Origin of the sequence: Croceivirga radicis (genome assembly GCF_002072105.2) — a bacterium.
GTDB classification, from domain to species: Bacteria; Bacteroidota; Bacteroidia; order Flavobacteriales; family Flavobacteriaceae; genus Croceivirga; species Croceivirga radicis.
In genome coordinates, this window is record NZ_MTBC01000007.1 from 133,056 (window position 1) to 159,304 (window position 26,249).

Below are 26,249 nucleotides of genomic sequence, written 5' to 3' on the forward strand. Positions count from 1 at the left end.
TAGATGTTTAAATTTGTTGCATACCTAAAATTCCTATGGTATTCTACCAACCAACATGGTGTACACTCACCCTTTGTTTACCAATTCCTAACCAAATGCTTATACAGCAAACCTAAACTCCATGCTACTAAAAGCTATTCCATCTTTCTAAAAAGTATTTCTTACTTTAAACCTAAAACAATAGCTATAGTAGGTGATGATAGGGCTTTGGAGCTAGCAATAAAAGAGCGGTATCCCAAACTTAAACCAAATAATTCTAAGACAGCAGATTTAATCTATTTCAAGTTTTGGGATTATACAGATATAGGCGATCTTCTAAGCCGTGAAAAAATTGAAAACGATACCATATTTTTTCTGGAGGACATACATGGATCAAAATACATGGAAAACCAATGGAAAAAAGTTATCCTAGATACTAGAATTTCGGTTAGCATAGATACCTTTTATTGTGGTATAGTAAGTATTCGAAAAGAACAGGTAAAAGAGCATTTTACATTAAGGGTGTAAAAATGTATTTTTAAAAAAATTTAAGATGGATTATACGGTTTATATTATTCTTGGGGTATTGGCATTGGTTTATTTTGTGGTCTTGTTTAGCAATAGAAAAAGCCAACGCAAAAGAAAGTCCAGACGCTTCATGGAAGGTAAACAGAAACATGAAGAATAAAATTCAATAAATATTTACAAGCACATTAGACCATATTTTTGGTAAAATGATCAAAATAAATTTCCAATTAACCTTTTAACCGCCAAAACAGTCCTGCTCTATTCACTTTTTTCTAGGCTGTAGTAGTATTGCAATAGTAAAATAAGAAGGCGCCAATCTTGCCTTTTCACTACAACCATCTTTTACCGTATAGATGCCAAGAACGGCTGCTATAATTAAAATTGATTTTTGATAGCTTTGTTACAAAGAAATAATTGCTACTGCTATGAAAATATATACAAGAACCGGAGATAAAGGTAAAACAGCACTTTTTACAGGCACCCGGGTTCCAAAGCACCACTCTCGTATAGAAAGTTATGGAACTTTAGATGAATTAAATACGTATCTAGGCTTAATTAGAGATCAAGCCATAGCAGAGGTGCACAAACAAAACCTAATTAAAATACAGCATTTACTATTTACTGTTGGTGCTATTTTGGCAACTGAGCCTAAAAAGGATGCTAAACTAAAGATTCCGAGAATAAGTCTAGAAGAAATCACTTTTTTAGAAAAGGAGATGGACCGCTTGAATGCCGAATTACCAGAAATGACACATTTTATCTTACCGGGCGGACATACAACCGTGTCATACTGTCATATTGCAAGAACGGTTTGCAGAAGGGCAGAACGCCAAATTTCCTATTTGCACCAAACAGAACCTGTAGCCGATACCGTTTTGGCCTATGTTAACCGCCTTAGCGATTATCTTTTTGTACTGGCACGAAAATTGTCATCAGAATTACAGGCTCAAGAAGTAAAATGGATTCCTGAGAAATTAGACTAAGAATTCTAGTTTTTTACCCCTATAATTTTGGAATGTTAAAAATAATTTTTAAATAATAGGGAAAATCCTTGGAAGATTGGGTTTAAAAATTATTTTTGCAAAAATTTTAAAATCAGACCATTGCTATGTATTGGACTTTAGAATTGGCTTCTTATTTAAGTGATGCGCCTTGGCCAGCATCTAAGGACGAGCTTATAGATTATGCCATTAGGACAGGAGCGCCATTAGAGGTTGTAGAAAATTTACAATCTATGGAAGAAGAAGGCGGAGAAATCTACGAATCTATAGAAGAGATTTGGCCAGACTATCCTACCGAAGAAGATTATTTATGGAACGAGGACGAATATTAGATCGTTCTTGTACACAACAATTATAAAAAGTCTCTATTGCTAGAGGCTTTTTTTATGTAATTTTGGCAGCCTAGCCGTCCAAAAAAGTTCTACTTGGACATTGGAACAGCTTTTGCTAAACAATAACAAATTCATATTCATGAGCATATTAAACTCAGTATTAAAAATATTTGTTGGAGATAAATCTGAGAAAGACGTTAAGGCCATACAACCGCTTGTAAAAAAAATAAAATCTTTTGAGGAAGAAATTAGTCGTCTAAGCCATGACCAACTAAGACAAAAAACACAAGAATTTAAAGCCCTAATTGCAGAAAAATGTGCATCTGTAAACGCACAAATTTCCCAATTGCAAGAGGAAGTAGAAAATTCTACAGATATAGACCGTAACGAAGAAATCTACGCTGAAATAGATAAGCTTAACGAAGAAGTCTATAAAATTTCTGAAGAAGTACTCAACGACATATTACCAGAAGCCTTTGCCGTAGTTAAAGAAACCGCAAAGCGTTTTGCAAACAATACCACTCTCACCGTAAAAGCAACAGAGTTTGATCGTAGTATTTCTGGGCGGGCAGACTACGTTACCTTACAAGGTGAAGAAGCGGTTTGGAAAAATTCTTGGGATGCAGCCGGTAAAGAAGTTACGTGGGATATGGTACATTATGATGTACAGCTAATTGGCGGTATTGCACTACACCAAGGTAAAATTGCAGAAATGCAAACAGGAGAAGGTAAAACATTGGTAGCTACGCTACCATTGTATCTAAATGCCCTTTCCGGAAAAGGTGCACATTTGGTTACCGTTAACGATTACCTTGCTCGTAGGGATAGTGCCTGGATGGCTCCTCTATTTGAGTTCCATGGGCTTTCGGTAGATTGTATAGACAATCATCAACCTAACTCAGACAGTAGAAGAGCAGCCTATAATGCGGACATTACCTACGGTACAAATAACGAATTTGGTTTTGACTACTTAAGGGACAACATGGCCCACACGCCAAAAGACCTAGTACAAAGACCTCACCATTACGCCATTGTAGATGAGGTAGATTCTGTATTGATAGATGATGCCCGTACACCTCTTATTATTTCGGGTCCCGTGCCAGAAGGAGACCGTCATGAATTTACCGAGCTTAAACCAAAAGTGGCAGATATTGTTCAAAAACAACGCCAATATTTAACTGGTGTCTTGGCAGAGGCTAAAAATCTTATAAAATCTGGAGACACCAAAGAAGGAGGCTTTTTGCTACTTAGAGTGCACCGTGGTCTACCTAAAAATAAAGCATTGATAAAATTCTTGAGTGAAGAAGGGGTAAAACAACTACTTCAAAAAACCGAGAATTTTTACATGCAAGACAACAATCGTGAAATGGTAAAAGTAGACGAGGAACTTCTATTCACGATTGATGAAAAAAACAATCAAATTGAACTTACGGATAAGGGTGTTGAATACCTTTCTGGTGGGCAGGACAAAGATTTCTTTGTAATGCCAGATATTGGGGCAGAAATAGCCCAGATAGAAAATCAAAACCTAGAAATAGAAAAGGAAGCAGAGCTTAAAGACGAACTATTTAAAGAGTTTGCAGTTAAAAGTGAGCGTATCCATACCATGAGCCAATTACTTAAGGCCTACACGCTTTTTGAAAAAGATGTGGAATACGTGGTTATGGACAACAAAGTACTTATTGTAGACGAGCAAACGGGTCGTATAATGGATGGCCGTAGGTATTCAGATGGTCTGCACCAAGCTATAGAAGCAAAAGAAAACGTAAAAATAGAAGCGTTAACCCAGACGTTTGCCACTATTACCTTACAGAATTACTTTAGAATGTACAATAAGCTTTCTGGGATGACGGGTACTGCTGTTACAGAAGCTGGTGAGTTCTGGGAAATTTATAAGTTAGACGTGGTTGAAATTCCAACCAATAGACCTATTGCAAGAGACGATAGGCATGATCTAATTTATAAGACGAAAAGAGAAAAGTACAACGCCATTATAGACGAGGTTACCAAATTGGCGCAATCTGGTAGACCGGTACTTATTGGTACAACATCCGTTGAAATTTCTGAGTTGCTTTCTAAACTTTTAAGTGTACGTAAAGTACAGCACAACGTACTTAACGCAAAATTACACAAGAAAGAAGCAGATATTGTTGCAGAAGCTGGTAAGCCAGGCGTGGTAACTATTGCTACCAACATGGCAGGGCGTGGTACAGATATTAAATTAACTACAGATGTTAAAGATGCTGGTGGTTTAGCGATTATAGGTACGGAACGTCATGATTCTAGACGTGTAGACAGGCAGTTAAGAGGTAGATCTGGCCGTCAAGGTGATCCTGGTAGCTCACAATTTTATGTTTCATTAGAAGATAACCTAATGCGTTTGTTTGGTTCTGAGCGTGTTGCCAAAATGATGGACCGCATGGGATTGGAAGATGGTGAAGTTATACAACACAGTATGATGACCAAATCTATAGAGCGTGCGCAGAAAAAGGTAGAAGAAAATAACTTTGGTATTCGTAAACGTTTATTAGAATATGATGATGTAATGAATGCACAACGAGAGGTAATCTACAAAAGACGTAAACACGCCTTGCAAGGAGACCGTCTTAAAGTAGACATTGCCAATATGATCTATGATACCAGTGAGGTAATTTCGGAAACCAATAAAATGGCGGACGACTTTAAGAATTTCGAGTTTGAACTAATAAAGTATTTCTCCATTACCGCTCCTATGACCGAAGCGGAATTTGGTAAAATGAGCGTACAAGATGTTGCGCTTAAGGTTTATGACCAAGCGTACAAACATTATCAAGATAAAGTTGCACGCAGCGCCGAACAAGCTTTCCCGGTCATAAAAAATGTTTACGAAAACCAAGCGGATCGTTTTGAACGCATTGTTGTTCCCTTTACAGATGGTATAAAAACATTAAATGTGGTAACCAATCTTAAAGAGGCTTATGAAAGCAACGGAAAGCAATTGATATTGGATTTTGAAAAGAACATCACTTTGGCCATTATAGATGATTCTTGGAAAACCCATCTAAGAAAAATGGATGAGTTAAAACAATCTGTACAATTGGCCGTGCATGAACAGAAAGATCCATTGTTAATTTACAAGTTTGAAGCTTTTGAGTTGTTTAAAACAATGATGGATAAAGTTAATAAAGAAGTAATCTCATTCTTATTCAAAGGCGAGTTACCAAGTGAGAATACCAATCAAATTAAAGAGGCCAAGACAGTTTCTAGACCAAAAGAAAAGCTGCAGACTACCAAGGAAGAAATTCCCAATAGTGATGAATTAGCTGCGCAGAATAGGGCGGCTGGGCAAACACAAGCGCAAAGACCTCAAAAAACAGAAACAATTACAAGGGAAGCGCCAAAAATTGGTAGAAATGACCGTGTAACCATTAAAAATATTATGTCTGGTGAAAATAAGACCCTGAAATACAAGCAGGCAGAACCCCTTATCAACAAAGGAGAATGGGTTTTGGTAAACAATTAATCTAAATATCAGAAAATATTGTTAAACAAAGGCAACCAAATTATGGTTGCCTTTTTTGATTATGTTGCAAAACATAATTAGATTTACATTGAAATAACCACTATTTTTAGGCTATTCATAAAAAACTAGCCAAACTATTACCTATGCAACAAAGCGTTGATGAAAACCCTCCCTTGACTACCAAGCTTTTACCCTTAAAAGCAGTGAATAGTGTGGGCTTTTTGGTGTCCATTGGTTTGGGTGTCTACTATTTGGTAGGTGGCGCACTCTTGGTTCCGCTAGCTTTATTTGTGCTTGCCCTGTTTTTTATCTTAAATTTTTGGGTGGCCATACAAAAAGAAAAAGAAGGGCCCCAAGTAAACGAACTGCATAAAAAATTACACGAAAAAGAATTCTTGCTCAAAGAAGTACATCATAGGGTAAAGAACAACCTCCAAACTGTTTCTAGTTTACTTAGTCTACAATCTAGATCTATTGCAGATAAAAAAATTAAAGGAATTATCAGAAGCAGTCAGCACAGGGTGGTATCCATGTCCATGGTACACGAGATGCTCTACAAAAGGGATGATTACACCTCCAAGATTGAATTTAAACCTTATGTAGAAGAACTTTGCGAATATTTGATCAGGTCTGTTAAGGGCAATAATCATAACATTGCCACAAAACTAAATATTGGGGACTATAAGTTAAGTATTGACACGGTAATTCCGCTTGGTTTAATAATAAATGAAACCATTACCAACGCATTAAAGTATGGTATTCCCGGAGAAACAGAAGGTGAAATTGAAATAAACCTTTCCAAAAAAGGCGTTAATACCTATGAAATGTATCTAGGGGATAACGGTATAGGATACCCAGAAGAAGTGAGTCCTAAAACATCAAAATCACTTGGGTTAAAACTAATCCATAATTTATCTAGACAATTAAGAGGTACCATTTTTAGGGATATGGAAAAAAAAGGCACCTATTATCAAATTACTTTCGAAGAAATCATAGACGGCATCAATACATTGGATTAATTGGTTTGCTTCCTTTATCTTTAGAGGGTAACCAATTAGACTAATAGAATGCTTAAAAAACTACTTGTAGTTGTATTACTTTGTACATCTACCCTATCCGCCCAAGATTACTTCTATAAAAAAATTCACCCTTTTAATTCTGAAATTCCTTCACCTGAAGCTTTTTTAGGTTATGGTATAGGCGAACACCACACCAGACATGATTTAATCGTTGCCTATTTACAAAAACTTGCGGAAGTCTCAGATCGTGCTACGCTTACGGAATATGGAAAAACACATGAAGGCAGAAAATTGGTAATGCTAACCGTTTCCACTCCAGAAAATCTTCAAAATATAGATGTCTTAAAAGAAAAACATCTGGAGTTTACCAAGCCAGAATCCAATAGCAAGGCCACCCCAGATCTGCCTATTTTTATTAACCTAGCTTATAATGTACATGGCAATGAACCCTCTAGTTCAGAAGCAGCCTTATTAACCGCCTATACTTTTGTTGCTTCCAATAATCCAGAAATAATCAACTACCTTAAAAATGCGGTGCTGTTTATAGACCCTACCATTAATCCAGATGGTAGAGATCGCCACACCCAATATGCAAATGCTTACCAAGGAAATCCACTTGTAGCGGACCCACAAGATGCAGAGCACAATGAATATTGGCCAAGGGGTAGAACCAATCATTATTGGTTCGATTTAAATAGAGATTGGCTTTTAGCCATAAATCCAGAAAGTAGAGGTAAATTAAATTGGTACCATGAATGGTACCCAAACGTAGTAACAGACTTTCATGAGATGGGTAGCCAAAGTAGCTACTTTTTTGAGCCAATGAAAGACAACGGCTCTTTAGATCCAATAATGCCCAAAAAAAATTACGAGGATTTAAACAACCTTTTTGCTGGTTATTATGCAAAATCCTTGGATAGCATTGGTTCGCTTTATTTTACCAAAGAAGTTTTTGACGGTACCTATCCTGGTTACGGATCTTCTTATCCTGACTTACAAGGTGGTTTAGGTCTTTTGTTTGAACAAGCTAGTTCTAGAGGACATAAACAGACTACTGCTTTTGGTGAAATTACTTTCCCATTTACCATTCGTAATCAATACACGAGTAGTATTACCACGGTAAAAGCAGCGGTAGAGAATAAAGAGTTGATGTATGATTATCAATTGGAGTTTTTTAAATCAGGCATAGCTAAAGCCGAAAAAAGTAAAATCAAAGCTTATTCTTTTAAAACTGGTACGGATAAAAACAGAATCAAAGCATTTTTAGATAAACTACTTATACATAGAATAAAGGTAGAACAAACGGAAGATGGTTTTGTGGTGCCCACAAAACAAGCGCAGTACAGAATGGTGCAAACCATGTTCGAAACTTATGACAAATATAGAGACAGCGTTTACTATGATGCCTCTGCCTGGTCTGTTGCCAACTTCTTTAATATTGACTACAAAGCTATTGGTACCTACAAACCTGGGAAGCCTGTATCAGATTTGAAGAATATATTTCCCGTAGCACCTATAAGCCAATCAAATTACGCATATGTAATAGATTATGATGATTATAATGCCGTAGCGGTATTAAATTTTTTACAACAGAAAGAAATTACCGTTTCTTCCGCATTTAAGCCTTTTACAATTGCAACGGCCAATGGCAACAAAACGTTCAATTACGGTAGTCTGGTAATTCCTGTAGCGGCACAGAAAAAAGATTCCAATTATCTATATAAAGCCTTACAGCAAGCCCAAGAAGAGTATAATGTACCTATGTATGCTGTAAATTCTGGATTTAGCCTTAAGGGAGTAGATTTGGGTAGTGGGTATATTTCTCCTATAAAAAAACCTAAAGCTGCGTTGCTAATTGGAGATGGCGTTAGTTCTTATGAAGCTGGCGAGGTTTGGCATTTATTGGACACCCGCGTTCACATGCCAATTTCTAAATTACCCATACGCAACTTAGCCAGAATAGATTTTTCTAAGTACAACGTCCTTGTCATGGTTTCTGGACGTTACCAATTGGATCAGAAAACTACCGAAAAAATTAAAAGTTGGGTAGCACAAGGTAATACGTTAATAACTATAGCAAATGCGTCTAAATGGATTATAGACCAAAAATGGGTTAAGGAAGAGCTAACCAAAATAGAAAAAGACACTGCAGATATAACCATAAGAAAACCCTATGTAGATGCTAGGGAAAATCTTGGGAAAAACAGTGTTGGCGGGGCAATTTTTAAGGTAGATTTAGACACAACCCATCCTATAGCCTTTGGATACACCAATGAACAAATACCTGTGTATAAAAACAATTCGGTTTGGTTAAAACCTAGTAAAAATGCCTACGCTACGGTTGCCAAGTACACTAAAGACCCACATATAGATGGTTTTATAACAGAAGAAAACCTAAACAATTTTCTTAAACCCTCAGCCTCAATAATTATAAGTAAAATTGGTGGTGGTAAAGTTATCATGTTTGCAGACAATCCAAACTTTAGAGGCTCATGGTATGGCACTAACAGACTATTTTTAAATGCTTTATTTTTAGGAAACCAAGTTAATATACCAGAATAATGAACAGGTTTTTTATTTACATACTAAGTTTAAGCCTTTTTACATCACAATTTATTTGCGGTCAAGAAAATTTGCAAGAAGGTCCTTTTAACCAATTAATTATTAGAGGAGTTACCCTAATAAATGGTAATGGAGCACCGCCTAGAGGACCCATTGACATTGTTGTAGAAAATAATATAATCACCAAAGTACAAGTTGTTGGTTATCCTGGAGTAAAAATTGATGCAGACAAAAGACCTAAACTGAAACCAGATGGGAAAGAATTAGATTGTAACGGCATGTATTTGCTGCCGGGATTTATAGATATGCATGGCCATATAGGTGGCGAAGCACAGGGTGCAGACTATGATTATGTCTTTAAGTTATGGATGGCTCATGGAGTTACCACTGTTAGAGAACCTAGTGGAAGAGGGCTTCATTGGACTTTAGACTTAAAAACCAAAAGTGAAAAAAATGCCATAATTGCGCCGAGAGTATTTGCCTATACAGGATTTGGACAAGGAGGTGCCAATCCTATTAGCACCCCAGAACAAGCTAGAGAATGGGTGCGTTCTAATGCTAAAAAGGGGGCAGACGGAATTAAATTTTTTGGTGCCCCACCTGAAATAATGGCTGCCGCCTTGGACGAAAATAAAAAATTGGGTTTAAAATCTGCCTGTCATCATGCCCAAATGGACGTTGCCAGATGGAACGTTCTACACTCTGCCCGTGCAGGACTAACCAGTATGGAGCATTGGTATGGACTACCAGAAGCGCTATTTGAAGATAGAACCGTACAAGACTACCCCTTAGATTATAATTACCAGAACGAACAACACCGATTTGAAAATGCTGGTAAATTATGGGAGCAAGCTGCAAAACCATATAGTAAACATTGGAATGCGGTTATGGACGAATTGATTGCTCTAGATTTTACGTTAGACCCAACATTTAATATTTATGAAGCAAGTAGGGACCTACAAAGAGCAAGAAGAGCAGAATGGCACGAAGCGTATACACTTCCTTCTTTATGGGAGTTTTACAAACCAAGTAAAGTAAGCCATGGTTCTTACTGGCATAATTGGGGTACGGAACAAGAGGTTGCTTGGAAGAAGAATTATAATTTATGGATGACCTTTATTAATGAGTATAAAAACAGAGGTGGTAGGGTAACAACTGGATCAGATAGCGGGTTTATATACCAACTGTATGGATTTGCATATGTAAGAGAATTAGAGTTGTTGCGAGAAGCAGGTTTTCATCCTTTGGAAGTAATACGCAGTGCAACACTTAACGGAGCAGAGGCATTGGGTATGGAAGATAAGATTGGTACCGTAGCGGTAGGTAAACTTGCCGATTTAGTTGTTGTTGATGAAAATCCCCTAGAAAACCTAAAAGTGCTTTACGGTACAGGAGCCATAAAATTGACCGATGATAATGAAATTATTAGAGCGGGTGGAATTAAGTACACCATTAAAGATGGAATTATCTATGATGCCAAAGCACTATTAAAGTCAGTAAAAGATATGGTAGATAAGGAGAAACAGAAACTTAATTACACCATTAAACAACCAGGAATGGATTAAACCATTTTAGTTTCAATCTTTTTAAGTTCAAATTTCAACGCTTTCTTAACCAAGTAATTTTTGTCTTTATAGATAATTGTTACTTGGTTTTTTGTTTTTATAGTTTTATTTATGGTAATCGCTGTACTATTTATAGGTGCTACGGTGGTTTTTACTTTCTTTTCTTCTTGACCAAAGGCTACGGCTGTAAAAAGAACTAAAATTAAGGTGATAACTGTTTTCATGGTGTTTTGTTTCTGTTTCTTGATGTAAAATTACCACCACATAAGAAGTTAATTTACCGTTCATCGATAAATCAGAATAAAGTGTAGACGAATGGTAGTTATAACTAGGTGTATAAATTAAGCCTAAAAAGAAGAAAAATAGACCTTTGTAGTTTACCGATAAACCTTGTAATTCATCGGCCTTTAGCGTCTATTAGCAGTAAAATATACTTGGGGAGTTTTTTCTGCTTGGGAATACCGCTACTAGCGGTTTTTAATTTTTACAAGTCTTAATTTTTTTCTTAATCTGCATTCTTTGCAAACCAAAGAACACGCACCCATTAAGAAAACTAAACTAAATACCACCAAAATCACAGTCCATATAAAATTCATATTAAGCTAATTTGGCGTTACTTTTCTTAGTCTTAAAAGACAATTCTTTTTTAATTCTAGAATTTTTAAACATGTACAATCTTGCAACCTCTGTTGCCTTAACCTCTGTCTTGTTAACCTTAATGTTCAATTGAACACCTTGAGGCTTAACTTCTACCTTTTTATCAGATTGTGCCATGGCTACATTTCCAATTAAGATGATGAAGATAAAGGTTACTATTGCTTTCATGTCTTTGATTATTTTACACTGTAAAACTAGCATCAGATTAAAAGACACTTAAGTTAAATCGGCATTGGCACTGGATTAATCGTTTAAATGCACCCAAACGGATTAACGGTAAAAAAGTATCGATAACGGTAAATTAATCCTTGTTCCTGTTACCGAATCAGCATGCACTTAATCGATAAGAAATTATAACTTCAATAGTAAATTAGGGTTTGGGCAATTGTCTTTATAAAAATCAAGATTTGTATTTGAACACACACCAGGATAATCTCCAGTATACGTTTGTATGTCTAAAATTACTTGAAAATGCAAATGAGGTGCGTAGCCTACATTTATTTCCGTTGCACCTAGTCTAGCCAAGAAGCTGCCCTGATTAAATTCTTGCCCTACAAATAGCGTATCTATACTATCTAAGCTTAAATGCCCATAGAGTGTATAAAAGGTAAAACCATTTATATTGTGTTCTAAAATAATGGTAGGTCCATAATTACCAAAATCAGCGTTATTCGCAAAGCTGTGCACCTTACCCTTTAAAGGTGCCAAAACCACAGTTTGTTCCGGTAGCCAAAAATCGATACCCAAATGAATATTTCTAATTTCGGTATTGTTAAATCTATCCGAACTACCGTATAAATTTCGTTTTTCTAGATAACCTCCATATGGAATATTGCAATTGTTATTGGCAATTAGGTCCACGTACCGCTGGCAATCATTCGCGTTAGAAATATTTAATTGCTTTAAATCTGGATTGTGGACAGATAAGTCTAATGGCACATAATTACGTTGGTGTATAGGATCTTGAAATAATTGAATTGGAGGCAACCCCTTAACTAAGTTTGTAAAAGAATTCATAAATAATAGCTAATGTAAAGTCAACTTTCGGCAAAATTATTAGTTTTTGCTACCTTTCCTATAAACACTACAAACAAACAGACATGAGAATAACATTTTTAGGACACGCCTCCTTTCAAATAGAAATAGATAACACCGTTTTACTAATAGACCCTTTTATATCTGCCAATGAACTTGCATCACATATAGATGTGAACAAATTAAAAGCGGATTACATTTTGATTACCCATGGCCATCAAGACCATGTATTAGATGTGGAAACCATTGCCAAAAACAATCCGGAGGCAAAACTAATTTCTAATTACGAGATAATACAGTGGTATGGAGAAAAAGGCTTAAATGGGCATCCTATGAACCATGGTGGTAAATTCACCTTTGACTTTGGAACCCTTAAATACGTAAGTGCCATACATTCTAGTATCTTACCAGATGGTTCTTATGGTGGTAACCCTGGAGGCTTTGTGCTTACTGCCTTAGACAAAACAGTATATTTTGCAGGAGATACTGCTTTAACCATGGATATGAAACTTATACCAGAGACCTGCCCTCCTCTTGACCTTGCCATTTTACCTATTGGGGATAATTTTACCATGGGGTTTGAAGATGCATCTATTGCCGCAGATTTTGTTCAGTGTAATACGGTTCTAGGTTGTCATTACAACACCTTCCCTCCTATTAAAATTGATTTGGATAAAGCACAACAACATTTTGATAATTCTGGAAAAAAACTACTGTTACCTGAAATAGGAGAAAGTATTTTAATCTAAAGTTGTAAGCTTTAATGGACCTTTTCAACTAAAAAAAGAAAACTATGAAAAACTACATTTTATTGGTAGCCTTCATTGCTATGGTTTCTTGCAAAGGAAATACAAAAAGCCAACAGCTAGATACAGGTAAGGTTATACAAAATACAAAAGAAACCAAAAACGAAACCACACAAGATTTAAGTGCATATGAGACGGCCTATTTTGCAAGTGGTTGCTTTTGGTGTGTTGAGGCCATTTTTGAAAGTGTTAAGGGTGTTAAAGAAGTTGTTTCTGGTTATAGCGGCGGTAGCGAGAAGAACCCTAGCTATGAGGATGTGTCTTACGGAAGAACAAGACATGCAGAAGCAGTAGAAGTCTATTACGACCCAGAAGTCATATCATATTTTGCATTGGTACAAGTTTTCTTTGGTTCTCATGACCCAACTACTGTAAATCGCCAAGGGCCAGACAAAGGAGCCCAATACCGTTCTATTGCTTTTTACAAGAACGAAAAAGAAAAGAAGACCATACAGGATTATATAACTCTTTTAGTTTCTGAAGATGTGTATGGGGACGATGAAATTGTAACACAAGTAGAACCTTTTGAAAAATTTTGGCCGGCAGAAGATTACCACCAGGATTTTGAAAAGAGAAATCCAAACCATTCTTACATAAAAGCAGTTTCTGTTCCTAGACTAAATAGGTTCAAAGCTAACTTTAAAGACTATTTAAAAGAAGATTTGGAACATTAATAGTATTAGTCTAAAACAATAGTGCTGTATTTTGCATTAATGTTGATAGATTTTCCACTAGAATCAGAGTTCTTATAACCTTTGCAAACGGTAGTATTGAAATTTTTGGTACGCTCCATCGTCAATACTTTAGGATATTCAATGTCTGATTGGGTACCATTTATGTATACAGATACCGCATCTTTAGGCAGCTTGCAAAGCAGTTCACCATTTTGTACGGTAACATCTAATGTTTTAAACCCAATGCCTAGTTGGGCAATATTTAAATCACCCAAATTATTGGTTACATGTGCCTTACTATCTAAACTACCTATGGTTACTTTAGAAGAATTTAAACTCAAGCCCAATTCTTTAACCGTAGCCAATTGCACTTTGTCCGAATAGTTTGTTTGCAATTTGCCTACGTTCCAATTAACAACAGAAACAGGAGTGTAAGAAGCATCTATAAATGTGTTACTACCTTCTATTGTATTAGCAAGCAAACTTGCGTAGCGCAAGTTTGCTTGTAAATTTTTAGTTAGGTCTGCCAATTTTACCTCACCATGTTTAACATTCATTTTTAGCTTTACGGATTTTGGTAGTTTTATTTTAAGTGTCTTTTTAACCTTATATTTTTTGGTATTACCATCGTTAGAATAGAAAAAGATATTGGTATCATCACCGTTACCAAAACGTTGGTTTCTAATTACCATTCTTTTTTCCATGGCTTCCTGTCTGCGCTCTTGTTGTTCTTCTATCATTTTAGCACGTTGCTCCACCTTTTTTTCTATCTCTTCTTGGCGTTCCTCAATGGCTTCTGCACGTTTTTCCATAGCTTCTGCTCGCTTCTCTATGGCTTTGGCATGCTTCTCTTCCCACTTTTTTGCTTGCTCCTCTACTTTTTTGCCCCAGTCCTCCATCTTTTTTTCATACTCTTTATCAAAGCTTTTTTGAAATTCTTTAGACCATTCTTTCAAATACTTCTCTCCCTCAGCTTTAAACTTACCGTAATCAAAAGACTTTTCTGGCATAGGGGGCATCGGGGGTGCTGGAGGTATTGGCATTTCTGGAACAGTGGCCACAATAGCTGCTACCTCAGGTAAATCTGGTATTTCCAAATCTAAGAACAAAGGTTCTACATCTATATGAAAATCGTCATCAGTGTGCCTAGTTACAAAATTCCAAGAATTACCAGACTTACTGTTAATTTCAATTCGTTTGCTATTTCCCATTATGGTAAATGGTTCACTGTTAAAATAATCTTCTGCTTCTTCTGCCGTTGCTCCTTCTAAGGTAACAATAGCGGTAATTTCCACTTTATCTTTATTCCAAGATTCAAACTCAATATCGGTATAAGATGTATTAAGTTCCAATTCCGTTTGCTCCCCTACCGAAAAAGTTTCAGTGTAGGTTTTGGATTCTTGTGCCTGCAGACTCCAACAAAATAGTAGGGCCGTGCACGTTTTAAATAATAGTTGACTGTTCATTTTCTGATGATTTTAATTGATTTAATTTTGATTTAAGCTTTTGCAATAGTTGCAAACGCAATTGTAGGTTTTGTATTAAAGCGGAAATGGTGTCTTCATTTGGTCCGTAATTGTTCAATTCCACATTTAATTCTTTGTATTCATGGTCCAATTGGGCCAACTGCTCCATATAGCCATCTACCACCTCTTTATTTTCATTTGAAACCTCAAGTTTAGAAAGTTCATAATTTATATTCCCCACATAGTAAGTTTCAATCTTTTGTAAGTCTGGAGATAAATCGCCTAGAGAAATCCCATTGTCATTTTCCGTATGGGTTTTGGCATTTATTACGGTTTTAGTAGCGGTAATAGGTTTTTCCTTGTTAAACAAAAACAAGCCTGCCGTTAACGCTATCACTAAAGTAGCGGCTATACCAAGCCAGTAAATTATTGTTGTTTTCTTTTTATTGTTAGTTGGCAAAGCGCTATCTAGTTTATCTAGAAAACGTTCTTGATGCCCTTCTTTAAGCTTAAATTTTTGAATTTCTCGTTCTTTTTGGAACATCTCCCTAAGATCCTGTGCCATAATATTTCGCTTTAAGCAATTCTTTTAATTTATTTTTTCCTCTTAACAACCTAGTTCTAGAAGCGGTTTCTGAGATATCCAATATCTCTGCTATTTCTGAATGGTCATAACCTTCCAACAAAAACAACTTAACTACATATTGGTAATTCTCTGGCAACTCTTCCATTGTTTCTTTTACCTGATGGGTGGTGACATTAGAAGCCACGTTCCAATCATCTGTATCCGCAACATGCATATAGCTTTCATCTAACGCTATGGTATTGTTTCGTTTTGCCTTTAAAAAATCAATACTCCTGTTAACCACTATCTTTTTAAGCCAAGCGCCAAACGTAACATCACCTTTGTACTGTTCTATACGTTGAAAAGCTTTAATAAATGCCTCTTGTAATACATCTTCTGCATCGTCCGCATTTTTAAGAAAACGCATGGCCACACAGAACATACCGTCACAATATTTCTTGTACAGCTGCAATTGTGCGCTTCTATTATTGTTTTTACATTTTTCTATTAATTCTAATTGCAAAACGGTTGGTCTGTTGTTTGTTTGTTTTAAAGACGATTGAAAAACAGGAATGTGGCAAGAAGTGGGTATTTATCAAAAAAAAATCCTGCCAATATACACTAGCAGGATTATAATATAATGATTTAAAGCCTATTACTCGTCCATCAATAAATTTAGATGCACAGTAATATTGTCTCTAGTAGCTTTACTATACGGGCACATTTCATGCGCTAGGTTAACTACTTCTTCTCCTTGTTCCTTACTTAGAGTAGGCAAATACGTATCTAGGATAACCTCTATAAAAAAACCATCTTCGTCTTTGTTAAGGCTAACCGTGCTCTTTACAATAAAATCGCCTAAATCTTTATGCCCCTGCTGACCAGCAACGGCTTGTACGGCACCAGCATAGCAAGAAGCATATGCTGCTGCAAATAATTGTTCTGGATTTGTAGTGCCTGCTTCTTGTTCGCCTTTTGCGTTTGGCATTCTTATATCCAAATCTATGGCACCATTATCACTAACTACATGACCGGCTCTACCACCTTCGTTCGTAGCAAAGGTTTCAAATATTGTTTTCATATGTATTTTTTATTTAAAGTTTTAAGGTAAGGCTTGCTAATAGCATCTCATAATTAGCAATATTAAATATTTGTGAAAACTGTAACCAATACACTAGCAACTGAATTGCCCAGCTATGTGTAACTTTACCCAAGTATACCCATTAATACAAACCTAGGTGTCTAAAAAGAAAGATTATATAAACCCCAATTTAAAACGAGGTAAAAATTTTACCGGTACCCGATCCTATACGGCACAAGAGCTGTTTGATGGTTTAAAAGCTGGCGACACAATAGATTTGGCTAGGGCAATAACACTCATAGAAAGTAATAACCACAACCAACAAGAACAGGCACAAGCATTAATACAAAAATGTATTACCACAGAACACAATAGCATCCGTATTGGTATAACCGGCGTACCCGGTGTAGGTAAAAGTACGTTTATAGAAACTTTTGGTATGCATCTTATACAGAAAGGACATAAAGTTGCTGTTTTAGCGGTAGACCCTACTAGTTCTGTAACCAAAGGTAGTATTCTAGGAGACAAAACACGTATGGAACAACTTGCCAAAGCCAAAAACGCCTTTATACGCCCCTCTCCTGCAAACGACTCTTTGGGTGGTGTTACCAAAAAAACAAAAGAAAGTATTTTATTATGTGAAACTGCTGGTTACGATATTATTTTGGTGGAAACTGTTGGTGTAGGCCAATCTGAAACGGCTGTGCATGGTATGGTAGACTTTTTTCTACTTCTTAAGTTGGCCGGTGCCGGGGATGAGTTACAGGGTATAAAACGTGGCATCATGGAAATGGCAGATGGCTTAGTAATAACCAAAGCAGATGGTGATAATCTTAATATGGTTTCCACGGCCATGAATTCTTTTAAACGTGCTTTACACCTATACCCTCCAAAAGCAAACGGTTGGTCTCCAAAAGTGCTTAGCTGTTCTGCTCTTGAAAAAACCGGAATACAGGAAATAGCCAAATTAATATTTGACTATGTTCTTTTCACCAAAGAGAACAATTCATTCTTTGCTAAAAGAATAGACCAGAATAAGGAGTGGTTTTTAAGTACGGTTAAAAACAATATCCTAGATAGTATTCTACTAAAACCGGATAACCAAAAAAGAATAGCTAAGTATTTAAATCAAATTGACAATAATAAAATTGCTCCTTATAGTGCGGCCATAGAATTGGTAAAGCAGATTAGCTACACACCTTAATTAAAAAGCCTAAATTTGCGGCGATTTAAATTATACCCATGCAACCGGTAACCAATTCTTTTCTTTCTATAGTTGTTCCACTTTATAACGAAGAAGATAATGTAACGCTACTAACACATAAAATTCATGAAGCCTTAGTGGGTTATAACTATGAAATTGTATATGTAGATGACTTTTCTACAGATCAAACCAAAAAGGTTGTAAAAGACTTGAACGACCAAAAAGTTGCCCTAATTGAATTAAAAAAGAATTACGGCCAAAGTTTGGCATTGGCTGCAGGTATAGATTATGCCAACGGGGATTATATAATAACCATGGATGGCGATTTGCAAAACGACCCCAGCGATATACCTAACATGTTATCTAGTGCTATTACAGAAGAATACGATTTAGTAACAGGAATAAGACAAAAGAGGAAAGATTCCCTAGTAAAAAAAATACCTTCTAAAATAGCTAATTTTCTGGTGAGGCGTGTTACCAAGTTAGATATTAAAGACAATGGCTGTGCACTAAAAGTATTTACCAAAGAAATTGCGAAGGGTCTTAATCTATATGGCGAAATGCACCGTTTTATAACCCTGTTAGCACATTTAGAAGGGGCGCAAATTAAACAGGTACCCGTAAAACACCACGCCAGGCATGCTGGAGTTTCAAAATACGGTCTAGAACGTGTTTTTAAGGTTGTGGCAGATATGATGTTGCTACTTTTTATCCGTAAGTACTTTCAGCGTCCAATACACCTCTTTGGAATTTTTGGTGTTCTACTTATCATCTTGGGTGTTTTTATAGAATCCTATCTGTTAATTGTTAAGTTTGGATTTGGCCAAGACATTGGCACCAGGCCCTTACTTATGTTTGGTATGATGTTTATTCTAGGCGGAATTCAATTATTTACCATTGGTATAGTAATGGAATTGCTAATAAGAACCTATTATGAGTCACAATCCAAAAGACCTTATCGCATCAAGAAAATTTCCATAGGTGACCAAAAAGTATCGTAAAATAGCTACTACGGCGCTAAAAATTGTCGTTAGTATAGCCCTACTCTATTTTATTTTCACCAAAATAGATTACAATACGGTTATCACTACTATTAAAAAGGCCCACCTGGGCTATCTCTCTTTGGCGCTAGGTTTATTTATCCTATCCAAGTATTTTAATGCCCTGCGTCTTAATCTATATTTACATGCTATTGAAGTACCATTAAGCCATAGGAGTAATTTTAAGTTGTACTTACTAGGCATGTTTTACAATCTGTTTTTACCGGGCGGTATTGGTGGAGATGCCTATAAGGGTTACGTTTTAAAAAAGCGTTTTAAAGTTAGCACCAAACGCCTAGTTGCCGTTCTCTTACTGGATAGGTTAAGTGGTATGTTGCTTATACTTATTTATGCACTTCTATTGGCCTTTTTTATAGACAATAAGCTTTTCTCAACTTTCAAATATCTTTTTTTATTGGCTATACCTATAGGCGTGGTATTATTTTATTTAGTTGCAAAACAATTTTTTAGTTATACCCTTGCTGCATTTTGGGCATCATTTGGCTATTCTGCTTTGTTGCAAGCTATACAGTTGCTATGCGTATTCCTATTACTACTGGCATTGGGTATTACCAGTTCTGTAACCGAATACCTTTTTGTTTTCATGGTATCTTCCATTGTTTCGGTAATCCCCTTAACAATAGGCGGTGTGGGTAGCAGAGAAGTAACCTTTTTATACGGTGCTAAATGGTTAAATTTAGAACCAAACATTTCTATAGGAATTAGTTTTTTGTTCTTCTTGATTTCCGCTTTGGTTTCCCTTTCTGGTATCTATTATCATTTTAAAAAACCAAAACTAGAGCGCACTTCTACCCTAGTATAAATGTACCAAATGCCTTTTATTGACAACCTTATCCCTTGTATTGGGGTTTAGGAATTTACCTTGCAACCTAGTAATTCTAAATTGGTCTACTGTTAATTGTTGGTCCCATTTAAACCCTGCTTGTTCTAAAATTTCTAAGTCCTTGTCCGTGGCATAGACCCAAGGATTGTTCAAAGCTGCCAAACCTGATAAGGTGGTAATTTTTACTGGTTTTTTATTGTAGAAATCCAAGCCCCAAGTATAATCTTCATTAAACTTATAAATATTATTTACATCTATATTTCCCTTCTCAATTTTTTGGGCCATGGTAGAACCTGCTTGATACTTTAATAACTCTGGATAGAAATGAAGGTTAAGTACACCATTTATTAATAAGGAAGCGTAAACAGATATAGTAACCAGTCTAACATAATACGGTTCTTGTTTTAAACAGAAATACACGATTAATCCAAGCCCAGACAATAACACAACATAATTATACCAATAATTGAATTTGAACACGTGAAAACATATTAGACATACCGCAATAAAAACAATACTCAAAATAAAATACTGTATGCCAAGAAGTGTTTTTATAACTTTAATCTTTGTGTATTTGTGTAAGCTGTAAACATAAGATGCTGTTAAAACTGCATACAACGGCATCATAATGTTCATGTAATGCGGTAGTTTAAATTGGGCAAAACTTATTAGAAGAAAAATAAACGAAATTCCGCCAAACGTTAAGAACTCAAAACCCTTATGATATACAAACCGCATTTTAATAAACGACTGAGCTCGCCAGAAATAGCCTACCAAAGCTAGAACGGACCAAGGTAAAAACACCCATAAAAAAGTATGGAAAAAGAAGAAAAAATCACTGCTATTTTTTCCTATCCCTTCGCCACTCATCCTTTCAAAACTCTGTTCCCAAAAAATAAAAAAGATTCCGCTCCTATTGTTTCTTCCTCTAATTACCTTTTCCGGATGCAGATCAAATTGATGATAATAAGCATACAACATTGGAGTAATGGTAACAGCAAAAACCAAAATCGCAAGGATTACCTTGTAGTTGGCCAAAAGATTCCACTTTCTAGTGTATGCTAAATGGCATAAAACACAAAGCCCTATTACCACTAATGCTATTTGACCTTTGGTAGAAAATGCCAAACCAGCTCCAAAAGCACCCAATAATAGATTATATAATTGTTCTTTCTCTATATAAGTTGCCAATTGCCAAATGGAAAAAATTGTAAACCCTGTTAACACCGCATCGGTTCTAACATCTATTGCACTTAAAACTATAGTTTGGCAGGTCATGAAAATTAATGCAGCAAACTTACCCACGTTTTTGTGGTATAATAAGGTTCCAAGACCATAAGCACTATACGCTGCTAATAAAGTTGCTAATAATCCCGGTAAACGATAAGCCCACTGATTTATACCAAAAACCTTAAAAGAGAAGGCCGCCAACCAATAATGCATATGTGGCTTATCTAAATATTCATTGGGTCCTTTGAACAAACTTAAAAAATCGTTTTCTTGAACCATGCGCATTGCCATTACCGCAAATTGGGCAGAATCGTTCTCAAATAAGGTTACAAAAGTACCTGCTAAATAGACTAAACAGATAAGCGCTATTAAAAACCAATATCTCCTGTTAGAAATCATACTTTTAATTTTTGGAGTACCACCTTAAATAAAGCATAGAAAATGCTACCCAGGGCCGCTCCCATAAGAAAACCAGTTAATACATCTCCTGGAAAATGAACTCCTATATATATTCTACTGTAACCTACCATTAGGGCCCAAATAAGCAATAGTAAAGGCAAAAATGGTATTCTTCTATTAAATAGCAGTGCAAAAAATACAGCCACTGCCATAGCATTAGCGGCATGCGCGGAGAAATAGCCAAATTTACCACCACAATAAGACTTTACCAATCTCATACTATTGTTTACCGATAAATCATGGCAAGGACGCAAGCGTTCAAAACCATATTTAAATGCATTTGCCAATTGATCGGTAGCAGTTATTAGCAAAGCTATGCATACCAACAATACGCCTGTTTTTTTTAAACCTAATTGGCGAAAAGAAAAGATTAATAATAATATGTACAATGGAATTGAACCCCATTTGTTGGTGATAAACATCCAGAAGCCATCCCATGTTTCTGAACCTAAATTGTTCAAGAACAGGAAAACTTCTTTATCTAAGGTAATTATTTCGTTCACCTAACTAATCTTCGTACCTACCTACTTCCCTATCGTAAAATGCCGTAGCCTCTTCTATCAATCTTTCTGCTTCAGTGGCCAGCTCCTCTTCGTCTTCTCTTGAAAACTCCTCTAACCATTCTACTTCATCGTTCTCAAGATTTATGATGAATCTTGGATACTCTGTATGAACAATGTAAATCGCATCCGGAAAATCCGTATTATCGCCCAAAAGAAATTTAGGTAGTTCCATAATCTTTAGTGTTATTTAATTTGCAATTAAGCACTAAACAAGTGCTGTATTTGCTATAAGTTTATTGGTCAAATATTTAAATCGAATATACAACAATACCGCAGAAACGGTAAGCCCGGAGAGCAATCCTATCCAGATTCCAGTACTTTCATATTCCGTATACAAACCTAAAAAATAGGAAACGGGGAACCCAACCAGCCAATAGGCCACAAACGTAATTGCCGTAGGTATTTTCACGTCTTGCAACCCTCTTAGGGCACCAAGGACCACTACTTGTATACCGTCTGAAATCTGAAAAAATGCAGCCACTATCAATAGTTTTGCAGCCAAGGTAATTACCACTAGGTTATCTGTTTTATTTACAACATCGTCTACATCCAAATAAATGGTTGGCAACCAATTATTAAATACTAAGAAAAATACGGCAAAAACAATCTCTATAATTAGAGTAAGAAGAAATACGGAGGTAGCAATTCTTTGTAGTTCTTTAAAGTTATTTAGTCCTTTTTGATTTCCTACCCTTACCATTGCTGCCACGCTAAGGCCTATACCCACCATATATGTCATACTACTCAGGTTTAATGCAATTTGGTTTGCGGCTTGTGCATTTTTACCCAATACGCCACTTAACCAAACTGCAGATGTAAATATTCCTACTTCAAAGAAAACTTGTAAGGCAGAAGGAAAACCCAAGTCGATAATTTTTTTTATAATCTTAGACTCTATTATACTAAACTTTAAGTTTTGCATATAAGGCTTAAACTTTGGTTTGGAATACAACATATACCACAAAAAGAAAACCATAAAGAACCTAGAAACTAAAGTACCTATTGCCGCACCCAGTATTCCCATTTTTGGAAAACCAAAAGTTCCAAAAATGAACAAATAGTTTAACACCACGTTTACCACATTACTTAAAATAGTAGCAACCATAGGGTACTTTGTTTGCGAAAAGCCATCTGCAAACTGTTTAAATGCCTGAAAAATAATCATGGGAACCATAGAAGCAGCTACCAAATTAATGTAGGGCATGGCCAACGCTACCACCTCTGGTGGCTGTTGCATATGGTACAATACGCCTTTGGTAAGCATAATTAATGTAAACATGACCAAGCCAATTGCTACACAAATTATTAGCCCATGTTTAAATAGCTGTTTGGCCCTATTATCGTCCTTGGCGCCATCTGCCTCTGCTACTAAGGGGGTAATTGCAGTAGAAAAACCAATACCTACGTACATAAAAATAAGAACCAGACTATTGCCCAAAGACACGGCCGCAAGCTCTGCCGTTCCTAATTGGCCAACCATTACATTATCTGCAAAAGCCACAAACGTGTGGCCCAACATACCTAATACAACCGGTGCTGCTAATTTTAAATTATATACAAACTCCTTTGTAAATTGCTCCATGAATTATCCTAGGTTAGTTAGAAGACCCTATTTTTTTAGCTTCCTCCCAAAATATATCCATTTCTTTTAGAGTCATGTCTTGTAAGGCCTTACCATTTTCTTTTGCTTTCTTCTCTAAATATTGAAATCTTCCAATAAATTTTTTATTGGTACGTTCCAAGGCATTTTCAGGATTAATTTTTAAAAAACGGGCGTAATTAACCATGGAAAACAAAACATCTCCAAACTCGGCCTCTATTTTATCTTGGTTATTGTTGGTTAGCTCTTCTTGTAATTCCGCTAGTTCTTCTTCAACTTTTTGAAATACTTGTTCTGGTTGTTCCCAGTCAAAACCTACACCCGCAACCTTATCTTGAATTCTATTGGCCTTTACCAACGCTGGCAAACTGTTGGGAACCCCTTGTAAAACACTTTTTTTTCCTTCTTTTAGTTTTAGGTTTTCCCAATTACGCTTTACATCTTCCTCATTTTCTACATTAATATCTCCGTAAATATGCGGATGCCTATTTATGAGTTTCTCACAAATACCATTAGCTACATCGGCAATATCAAAGTCATTTGTTTCTGATCCTATCTTGGCATAAAAAACAATATGCAACAACAAGTCCCCAAGCTCTTTTTTTACTTCTTCCAAATCATTGTCCAAAATAGCATCGCCCAACTCATAGGTCTCCTCAATGGTTAAATGCCTAAGGGTCTGTAGGGTTTGCTTTTTATCCCATGGGCATTGCTCTCGCAACTCGTCCATAATGGTCAAAAGCCGGTCTATTGCCTGTAGTTGTTGTTCTCTTGTATTCATCCTTAAAAAATTCAGCTTTCAAAGCTACGATTTGTAGAACGGATTATCCTCTAAATCTCGGTTTAAATCCAATAAGCGGGTAGTCATTATATTTTATATATTTAAAAAACTGAATCCTTATGAAAACTAAACTATTTATCTTCTTCACATTGGCTTTATTTCATTTACAAGCCCAAGAAATTATAGAATTGCCAATAACCAAACAACCACCCGTTACGTATCAAGGAGATTCAAAAGCTTATTATTCCTCTATATGGCAAACAGAGGTAATCACCAACGTTTCTAAACCTATTATGGAGGTTTTTAAACCAACAGACAGCACTTTAAATACAGGTACAGCTGTTATTGTTGCACCTGGAGGCGGGTTATACGGTTTAAGTATAGAAAGTGAAGGAAACATGGTTGCAAAGTGGTTGGCAGAAAAAGGCATCCCTGCTTTTGTTTTGCAATATAGATTGGTACCCACGGGCGAAGATGGAATACAAGAAATTACAACACTATCCCAAACCAATCCTCAAAAAATTGGGGAAGAAGTAGCCAAAGTAATTCCGTTTTCCATAGAAGATGGTTTAAATGCTATTGCTCATGTACGCGCGCATGCCGATACGTATGATGTAAATCCGGATAAAATAGGTTTCATGGGGTTTTCTGCCGGAGGCGCAGTTACTGTTGGTATTAGCCAAAACTATACAGAAGCAAACAAACCAAACTTTCTAGTACCAGTTTATTATTGGTCTACCGTTATGCCTGCTAAACCGCCTAAGCAAGATGCCCCACCTATGTTGTTAATTTGTGCCACGGACGATCCCTTACAATTGGCTCCCGGTACTATTGAACTTTACAATACTTATCTTGAGGCTAAAAAAAATGTAGCCTTGCATATGTATGCTAAAGGCGGACACGGCTTTGGGATGCGAAAACAAGGTTTACCCTCTGATAATTGGATTTTGCGCTTCTATGAATGGGCGTTGAGCGAAAAATTAGTAACCAATTAAACTTATTGCCTTAGCTTGCTATAGGTGTCTCTGTTAAAGTTTATTTAAGATGCCACACCTAACAACCAAGAGCCTAAATTCTTCGTAATTTCATAGGTTTTAATTTTGTAATATGCTGTATAGGATATCCATACTTCTTTTTTTATTTGGCCAAATGGTAGCGGCACAAGCTGGATTTGAAAATGAGGTAAAAACAATAACTGCCCATAACGATTCTATCTGGAACCAAAAGGAATCTACCATTGTGTTTACCGGAAGCTCTAGCATACGCATGTGGAAAGATTTACAAGAAAGATTTCCAGACCAACAAGTACTAAATACAGGCTTTGGTGGTTCTCAAGCATCTGACCTGCTCTACTTTTTGGATGACCTCGTATTAAAATATAAGCCTAAAACCGTATTTATTTACGAAGGCGACAATGATATTTCCGCAAAAAAAAGACCCAAAGAAATCTTGGGTACGCTACAAGAAATAATCCAAAAGATTAAAAAGGATAATCCAGAAACCAATATTGTATTAATCTCTGCCAAACCAAGCATAAGCCGTTGGAAACTAAGGAGTAAATACAAGAGGTTAAACAGGAAATTAGAAAAGCTGGCGCAAAAAGAACAATACATAGATTATGCAGATGTCTGGTATGCCATGCTAGATGGAAAAAAATTACGTACCAATTTGTTTATAGCAGACGGCCTACATATGAATAAAATGGGATACGATATCTGGTATTATCAACTTAAGCCATTGATTAAATAACAACCAA

General features: G+C 36.2%; 27 protein-coding genes. 15 read left to right on the forward strand and 12 right to left on the reverse strand.

Going from position 1 to position 26,249, the window contains the following annotated elements; all coding sequences use genetic code 11:
* The first annotated feature begins 3 nt into the window (after positions 1–3).
* From BUL40_RS11385 to BUL40_RS11415, 8 genes are all read left to right on the forward strand, one after another.
* A complete protein-coding gene (locus BUL40_RS11385) occupies positions 4–507 on the forward strand; it encodes a hypothetical protein (RefSeq protein WP_080319363.1) in 504 nt (167 codons plus the stop codon).
* Positions 508–532: 25 nt separating this feature from the next.
* A complete protein-coding gene (locus BUL40_RS15905; protein WP_010520091.1) occupies positions 533–667 on the forward strand; it encodes a hypothetical protein in 135 nt (44 codons plus the stop codon).
* Positions 668–932: 265 nt separating this feature from the next.
* Complete coding sequence (locus BUL40_RS11390) at positions 933–1,490, forward strand: cob(I)yrinic acid a,c-diamide adenosyltransferase (protein ID WP_080319364.1); 558 nt, start codon at positions 933–935, stop codon at positions 1,488–1,490.
* Between the two features lie 125 nt (positions 1,491–1,615).
* Positions 1,616–1,840 carry a DUF2795 domain-containing protein gene (locus tag BUL40_RS11395; RefSeq protein WP_010520089.1) on the forward strand — a complete coding sequence of 75 codons (225 nt, stop codon included), beginning with the start codon at positions 1,616–1,618 and terminating at the stop codon, positions 1,838–1,840.
* A gap of 139 nt (positions 1,841–1,979) precedes the next feature.
* The gene (gene secA, locus BUL40_RS11400; RefSeq protein ID WP_010520088.1) at positions 1,980–5,342 is read left to right on the forward strand and encodes a preprotein translocase subunit SecA; all 3,363 of its coding nucleotides are present in this window, start codon (positions 1,980–1,982) and stop codon (positions 5,340–5,342) included.
* 143 nt (positions 5,343–5,485) lie between these two features.
* On the forward strand, positions 5,486–6,361 hold the full coding sequence (locus BUL40_RS11405; protein WP_010520087.1) for a sensor histidine kinase: 876 nt from the start codon (positions 5,486–5,488) through the stop codon (positions 6,359–6,361).
* Positions 6,362–6,409: 48 nt separating this feature from the next.
* On the forward strand, positions 6,410–8,923 hold the full coding sequence (locus BUL40_RS11410) for a M14 family zinc carboxypeptidase (protein ID WP_080319365.1): 2,514 nt from the start codon (positions 6,410–6,412) through the stop codon (positions 8,921–8,923).
* The gene (locus BUL40_RS11415; RefSeq protein ID WP_080319366.1) at positions 8,923–10,488 is read left to right on the forward strand and encodes an amidohydrolase family protein; all 1,566 of its coding nucleotides are present in this window, start codon (positions 8,923–8,925) and stop codon (positions 10,486–10,488) included. Before BUL40_RS11410 ends, BUL40_RS11415 begins: the two co-directional genes overlap by 1 nt.
* On the opposite strand, the gene BUL40_RS11420 is transcribed toward BUL40_RS11415, so the two are convergent.
* The 3 genes from BUL40_RS11420 to BUL40_RS11430 all read right to left on the reverse strand — a co-directional run bounded on the left by BUL40_RS11420 (position 10,485) and on the right by BUL40_RS11430 (position 12,162).
* A complete protein-coding gene (locus BUL40_RS11420) occupies positions 10,485–10,712 on the reverse strand; it encodes a hypothetical protein (RefSeq protein ID WP_010520084.1) in 228 nt (75 codons plus the stop codon). The two genes, BUL40_RS11415 and BUL40_RS11420, sit on opposite strands and share 4 nt — an antisense overlap.
* A 373-nt stretch (positions 10,713–11,085) precedes the next feature.
* Positions 11,086–11,313, reverse strand: a complete 228-nt coding sequence (locus BUL40_RS11425; protein ID WP_010520083.1) for a hypothetical protein — start codon at positions 11,311–11,313, stop codon at positions 11,086–11,088.
* A 183-nt stretch (positions 11,314–11,496) separates the two neighbouring features.
* Complete coding sequence (locus tag BUL40_RS11430; RefSeq protein WP_080319367.1) at positions 11,497–12,162, reverse strand: peptidoglycan DD-metalloendopeptidase family protein; 666 nt, start codon at positions 12,160–12,162, stop codon at positions 11,497–11,499.
* Between the two features lie 83 nt (positions 12,163–12,245).
* Between BUL40_RS11430 and BUL40_RS11435 the strand changes: the two genes are divergently transcribed.
* Positions 12,246–12,929 (forward strand): metal-dependent hydrolase, encoded by a 684-nt coding sequence (locus BUL40_RS11435; protein ID WP_080319368.1) that lies wholly within the window; start codon positions 12,246–12,248, stop codon positions 12,927–12,929.
* Between the two features lie 44 nt (positions 12,930–12,973).
* Positions 12,974–13,660, forward strand: coding sequence for a peptide-methionine (S)-S-oxide reductase MsrA (gene msrA / locus BUL40_RS11440; RefSeq protein WP_080319369.1), 687 nt, complete (start codon positions 12,974–12,976; stop codon positions 13,658–13,660).
* A gap of 5 nt (positions 13,661–13,665) precedes the next feature.
* On the opposite strand, the gene BUL40_RS15765 is transcribed toward msrA, so the two are convergent.
* The 4 genes from BUL40_RS15765 to BUL40_RS11460 form a co-directional block, all read right to left on the reverse strand.
* Positions 13,666–15,126 (reverse strand): hypothetical protein, encoded by a 1,461-nt coding sequence (locus tag BUL40_RS15765; protein ID WP_080319370.1) that lies wholly within the window; start codon positions 15,124–15,126, stop codon positions 13,666–13,668.
* Complete coding sequence (locus tag BUL40_RS11450) at positions 15,104–15,691, reverse strand: hypothetical protein (protein ID WP_080319371.1); 588 nt, start codon at positions 15,689–15,691, stop codon at positions 15,104–15,106. The genes BUL40_RS15765 and BUL40_RS11450 overlap by 23 nt, the downstream gene beginning before the upstream one ends.
* Entirely contained in the window at positions 15,675–16,214 is a 540-nt protein-coding gene (locus BUL40_RS11455) for an RNA polymerase sigma factor (protein WP_080319372.1), read from the reverse strand. The genes BUL40_RS11450 and BUL40_RS11455 overlap by 17 nt, the downstream gene beginning before the upstream one ends.
* Before the next feature lie 132 nt (positions 16,215–16,346).
* Positions 16,347–16,772: an Ohr family peroxiredoxin gene (locus BUL40_RS11460; RefSeq protein ID WP_080319373.1), complete on the reverse strand. Its 426-nt coding sequence runs from the start codon at positions 16,770–16,772 to the stop codon at positions 16,347–16,349.
* A gap of 157 nt (positions 16,773–16,929) precedes the next feature.
* Here BUL40_RS11460 and meaB point away from each other — a divergent pair, with 157 nt between their 5' ends.
* Genes meaB through BUL40_RS11475 form a run of 3 tightly spaced genes read left to right on the forward strand, consistent with a single transcriptional unit; the run spans position 16,930 to position 19,839 of the window.
* Positions 16,930–17,976, forward strand: a complete 1,047-nt coding sequence (gene meaB / locus BUL40_RS11465; protein ID WP_080319374.1) for a methylmalonyl Co-A mutase-associated GTPase MeaB — start codon at positions 16,930–16,932, stop codon at positions 17,974–17,976.
* A 38-nt stretch (positions 17,977–18,014) separates the two neighbouring features.
* The gene (locus tag BUL40_RS11470; RefSeq protein ID WP_080319375.1) at positions 18,015–18,977 is read left to right on the forward strand and encodes a glycosyltransferase family 2 protein; all 963 of its coding nucleotides are present in this window, start codon (positions 18,015–18,017) and stop codon (positions 18,975–18,977) included.
* Positions 18,958–19,839, forward strand: a complete 882-nt coding sequence (locus tag BUL40_RS11475; RefSeq protein ID WP_080319376.1) for a lysylphosphatidylglycerol synthase transmembrane domain-containing protein — start codon at positions 18,958–18,960, stop codon at positions 19,837–19,839. The genes BUL40_RS11470 and BUL40_RS11475 overlap by 20 nt, the downstream gene beginning before the upstream one ends.
* Here BUL40_RS11475 and BUL40_RS11480 read toward each other — a convergent pair.
* Genes BUL40_RS11480 through mazG form a run of 5 tightly spaced genes read right to left on the reverse strand, consistent with a single transcriptional unit; the run spans position 19,831 to position 24,493 of the window.
* Positions 19,831–21,489 carry an ArnT family glycosyltransferase gene (locus tag BUL40_RS11480; RefSeq protein WP_080319377.1) on the reverse strand — a complete coding sequence of 553 codons (1,659 nt, stop codon included), beginning with the start codon at positions 21,487–21,489 and terminating at the stop codon, positions 19,831–19,833. The two genes, BUL40_RS11475 and BUL40_RS11480, sit on opposite strands and share 9 nt — an antisense overlap.
* Positions 21,486–22,052, reverse strand: coding sequence for a phosphatase PAP2 family protein (locus tag BUL40_RS11485; protein WP_080319378.1), 567 nt, complete (start codon positions 22,050–22,052; stop codon positions 21,486–21,488). The genes BUL40_RS11480 and BUL40_RS11485 overlap by 4 nt, the downstream gene beginning before the upstream one ends.
* Before the next feature lie 4 nt (positions 22,053–22,056).
* Positions 22,057–22,284 (reverse strand): hypothetical protein, encoded by a 228-nt coding sequence (locus BUL40_RS11490; RefSeq protein ID WP_010520070.1) that lies wholly within the window; start codon positions 22,282–22,284, stop codon positions 22,057–22,059.
* Positions 22,285–22,317: 33 nt separating this feature from the next.
* Positions 22,318–23,694, reverse strand: a complete 1,377-nt coding sequence (locus BUL40_RS11495; protein ID WP_080319379.1) for an MATE family efflux transporter — start codon at positions 23,692–23,694, stop codon at positions 22,318–22,320.
* Positions 23,695–23,707: 13 nt separating this feature from the next.
* On the reverse strand, positions 23,708–24,493 hold the full coding sequence (gene mazG, locus BUL40_RS11500; protein WP_080319380.1) for a nucleoside triphosphate pyrophosphohydrolase: 786 nt from the start codon (positions 24,491–24,493) through the stop codon (positions 23,708–23,710).
* A gap of 119 nt (positions 24,494–24,612) precedes the next feature.
* Between mazG and BUL40_RS11505 the strand changes: the two genes are divergently transcribed.
* Positions 24,613–25,488: an alpha/beta hydrolase gene (locus BUL40_RS11505; RefSeq protein WP_080319381.1), complete on the forward strand. Its 876-nt coding sequence runs from the start codon at positions 24,613–24,615 to the stop codon at positions 25,486–25,488.
* A 112-nt stretch (positions 25,489–25,600) separates the two neighbouring features.
* Positions 25,601–26,242: an SGNH/GDSL hydrolase family protein gene (locus BUL40_RS11510; RefSeq protein ID WP_080319382.1), complete on the forward strand. Its 642-nt coding sequence runs from the start codon at positions 25,601–25,603 to the stop codon at positions 26,240–26,242.
* The last annotated feature ends 7 nt before the right edge of the window (positions 26,243–26,249 follow it).

Coding starts and splice junctions, on each gene's coding strand:
- BUL40_RS11385 (WP_080319363.1), top strand. CDS start 4: ATGTTTAAATTTGTTGCATACCTAAAATTCCTATGGTATTCTACCAAC.
- BUL40_RS15905 (WP_010520091.1), top strand. CDS start 533: ATGGATTATACGGTTTATATTATTCTTGGGGTATTGGCATTGGTTTAT.
- BUL40_RS11390 (WP_080319364.1), top strand. CDS start 933: ATGAAAATATATACAAGAACCGGAGATAAAGGTAAAACAGCACTTTTT.
- BUL40_RS11395 (WP_010520089.1), top strand. CDS start 1,616: ATGTATTGGACTTTAGAATTGGCTTCTTATTTAAGTGATGCGCCTTGG.
- secA (WP_010520088.1), top strand. CDS start 1,980: ATGAGCATATTAAACTCAGTATTAAAAATATTTGTTGGAGATAAATCT.
- BUL40_RS11405 (WP_010520087.1), top strand. CDS start 5,486: ATGCAACAAAGCGTTGATGAAAACCCTCCCTTGACTACCAAGCTTTTA.
- BUL40_RS11410 (WP_080319365.1), top strand. CDS start 6,410: ATGCTTAAAAAACTACTTGTAGTTGTATTACTTTGTACATCTACCCTA.
- BUL40_RS11415 (WP_080319366.1), top strand. CDS start 8,923: ATGAACAGGTTTTTTATTTACATACTAAGTTTAAGCCTTTTTACATCA.
- BUL40_RS11420 (WP_010520084.1), bottom strand. CDS start 10,712: ATGAAAACAGTTATCACCTTAATTTTAGTTCTTTTTACAGCCGTAGCC.
- BUL40_RS11425 (WP_010520083.1), bottom strand. CDS start 11,313: ATGAAAGCAATAGTAACCTTTATCTTCATCATCTTAATTGGAAATGTA.
- BUL40_RS11430 (WP_080319367.1), bottom strand. CDS start 12,162: ATGAATTCTTTTACAAACTTAGTTAAGGGGTTGCCTCCAATTCAATTA.
- BUL40_RS11435 (WP_080319368.1), top strand. CDS start 12,246: ATGAGAATAACATTTTTAGGACACGCCTCCTTTCAAATAGAAATAGAT.
- msrA (WP_080319369.1), top strand. CDS start 12,974: ATGAAAAACTACATTTTATTGGTAGCCTTCATTGCTATGGTTTCTTGC.
- BUL40_RS15765 (WP_080319370.1), bottom strand. CDS start 15,126: ATGAACAGTCAACTATTATTTAAAACGTGCACGGCCCTACTATTTTGT.
- BUL40_RS11450 (WP_080319371.1), bottom strand. CDS start 15,691: ATGGCACAGGATCTTAGGGAGATGTTCCAAAAAGAACGAGAAATTCAA.
- BUL40_RS11460 (WP_080319373.1), bottom strand. CDS start 16,772: ATGAAAACAATATTTGAAACCTTTGCTACGAACGAAGGTGGTAGAGCC.
- BUL40_RS11470 (WP_080319375.1), top strand. CDS start 18,015: ATGCAACCGGTAACCAATTCTTTTCTTTCTATAGTTGTTCCACTTTAT.
- BUL40_RS11480 (WP_080319377.1), bottom strand. CDS start 21,489: ATGATTTCTAACAGGAGATATTGGTTTTTAATAGCGCTTATCTGTTTA.
- BUL40_RS11490 (WP_010520070.1), bottom strand. CDS start 22,284: ATGGAACTACCTAAATTTCTTTTGGGCGATAATACGGATTTTCCGGAT.
- BUL40_RS11495 (WP_080319379.1), bottom strand. CDS start 23,694: ATGGAGCAATTTACAAAGGAGTTTGTATATAATTTAAAATTAGCAGCA.
- mazG (WP_080319380.1), bottom strand. CDS start 24,493: ATGAATACAAGAGAACAACAACTACAGGCAATAGACCGGCTTTTGACC.
- BUL40_RS11505 (WP_080319381.1), top strand. CDS start 24,613: ATGAAAACTAAACTATTTATCTTCTTCACATTGGCTTTATTTCATTTA.
- BUL40_RS11510 (WP_080319382.1), top strand. CDS start 25,601: ATGCTGTATAGGATATCCATACTTCTTTTTTTATTTGGCCAAATGGTA.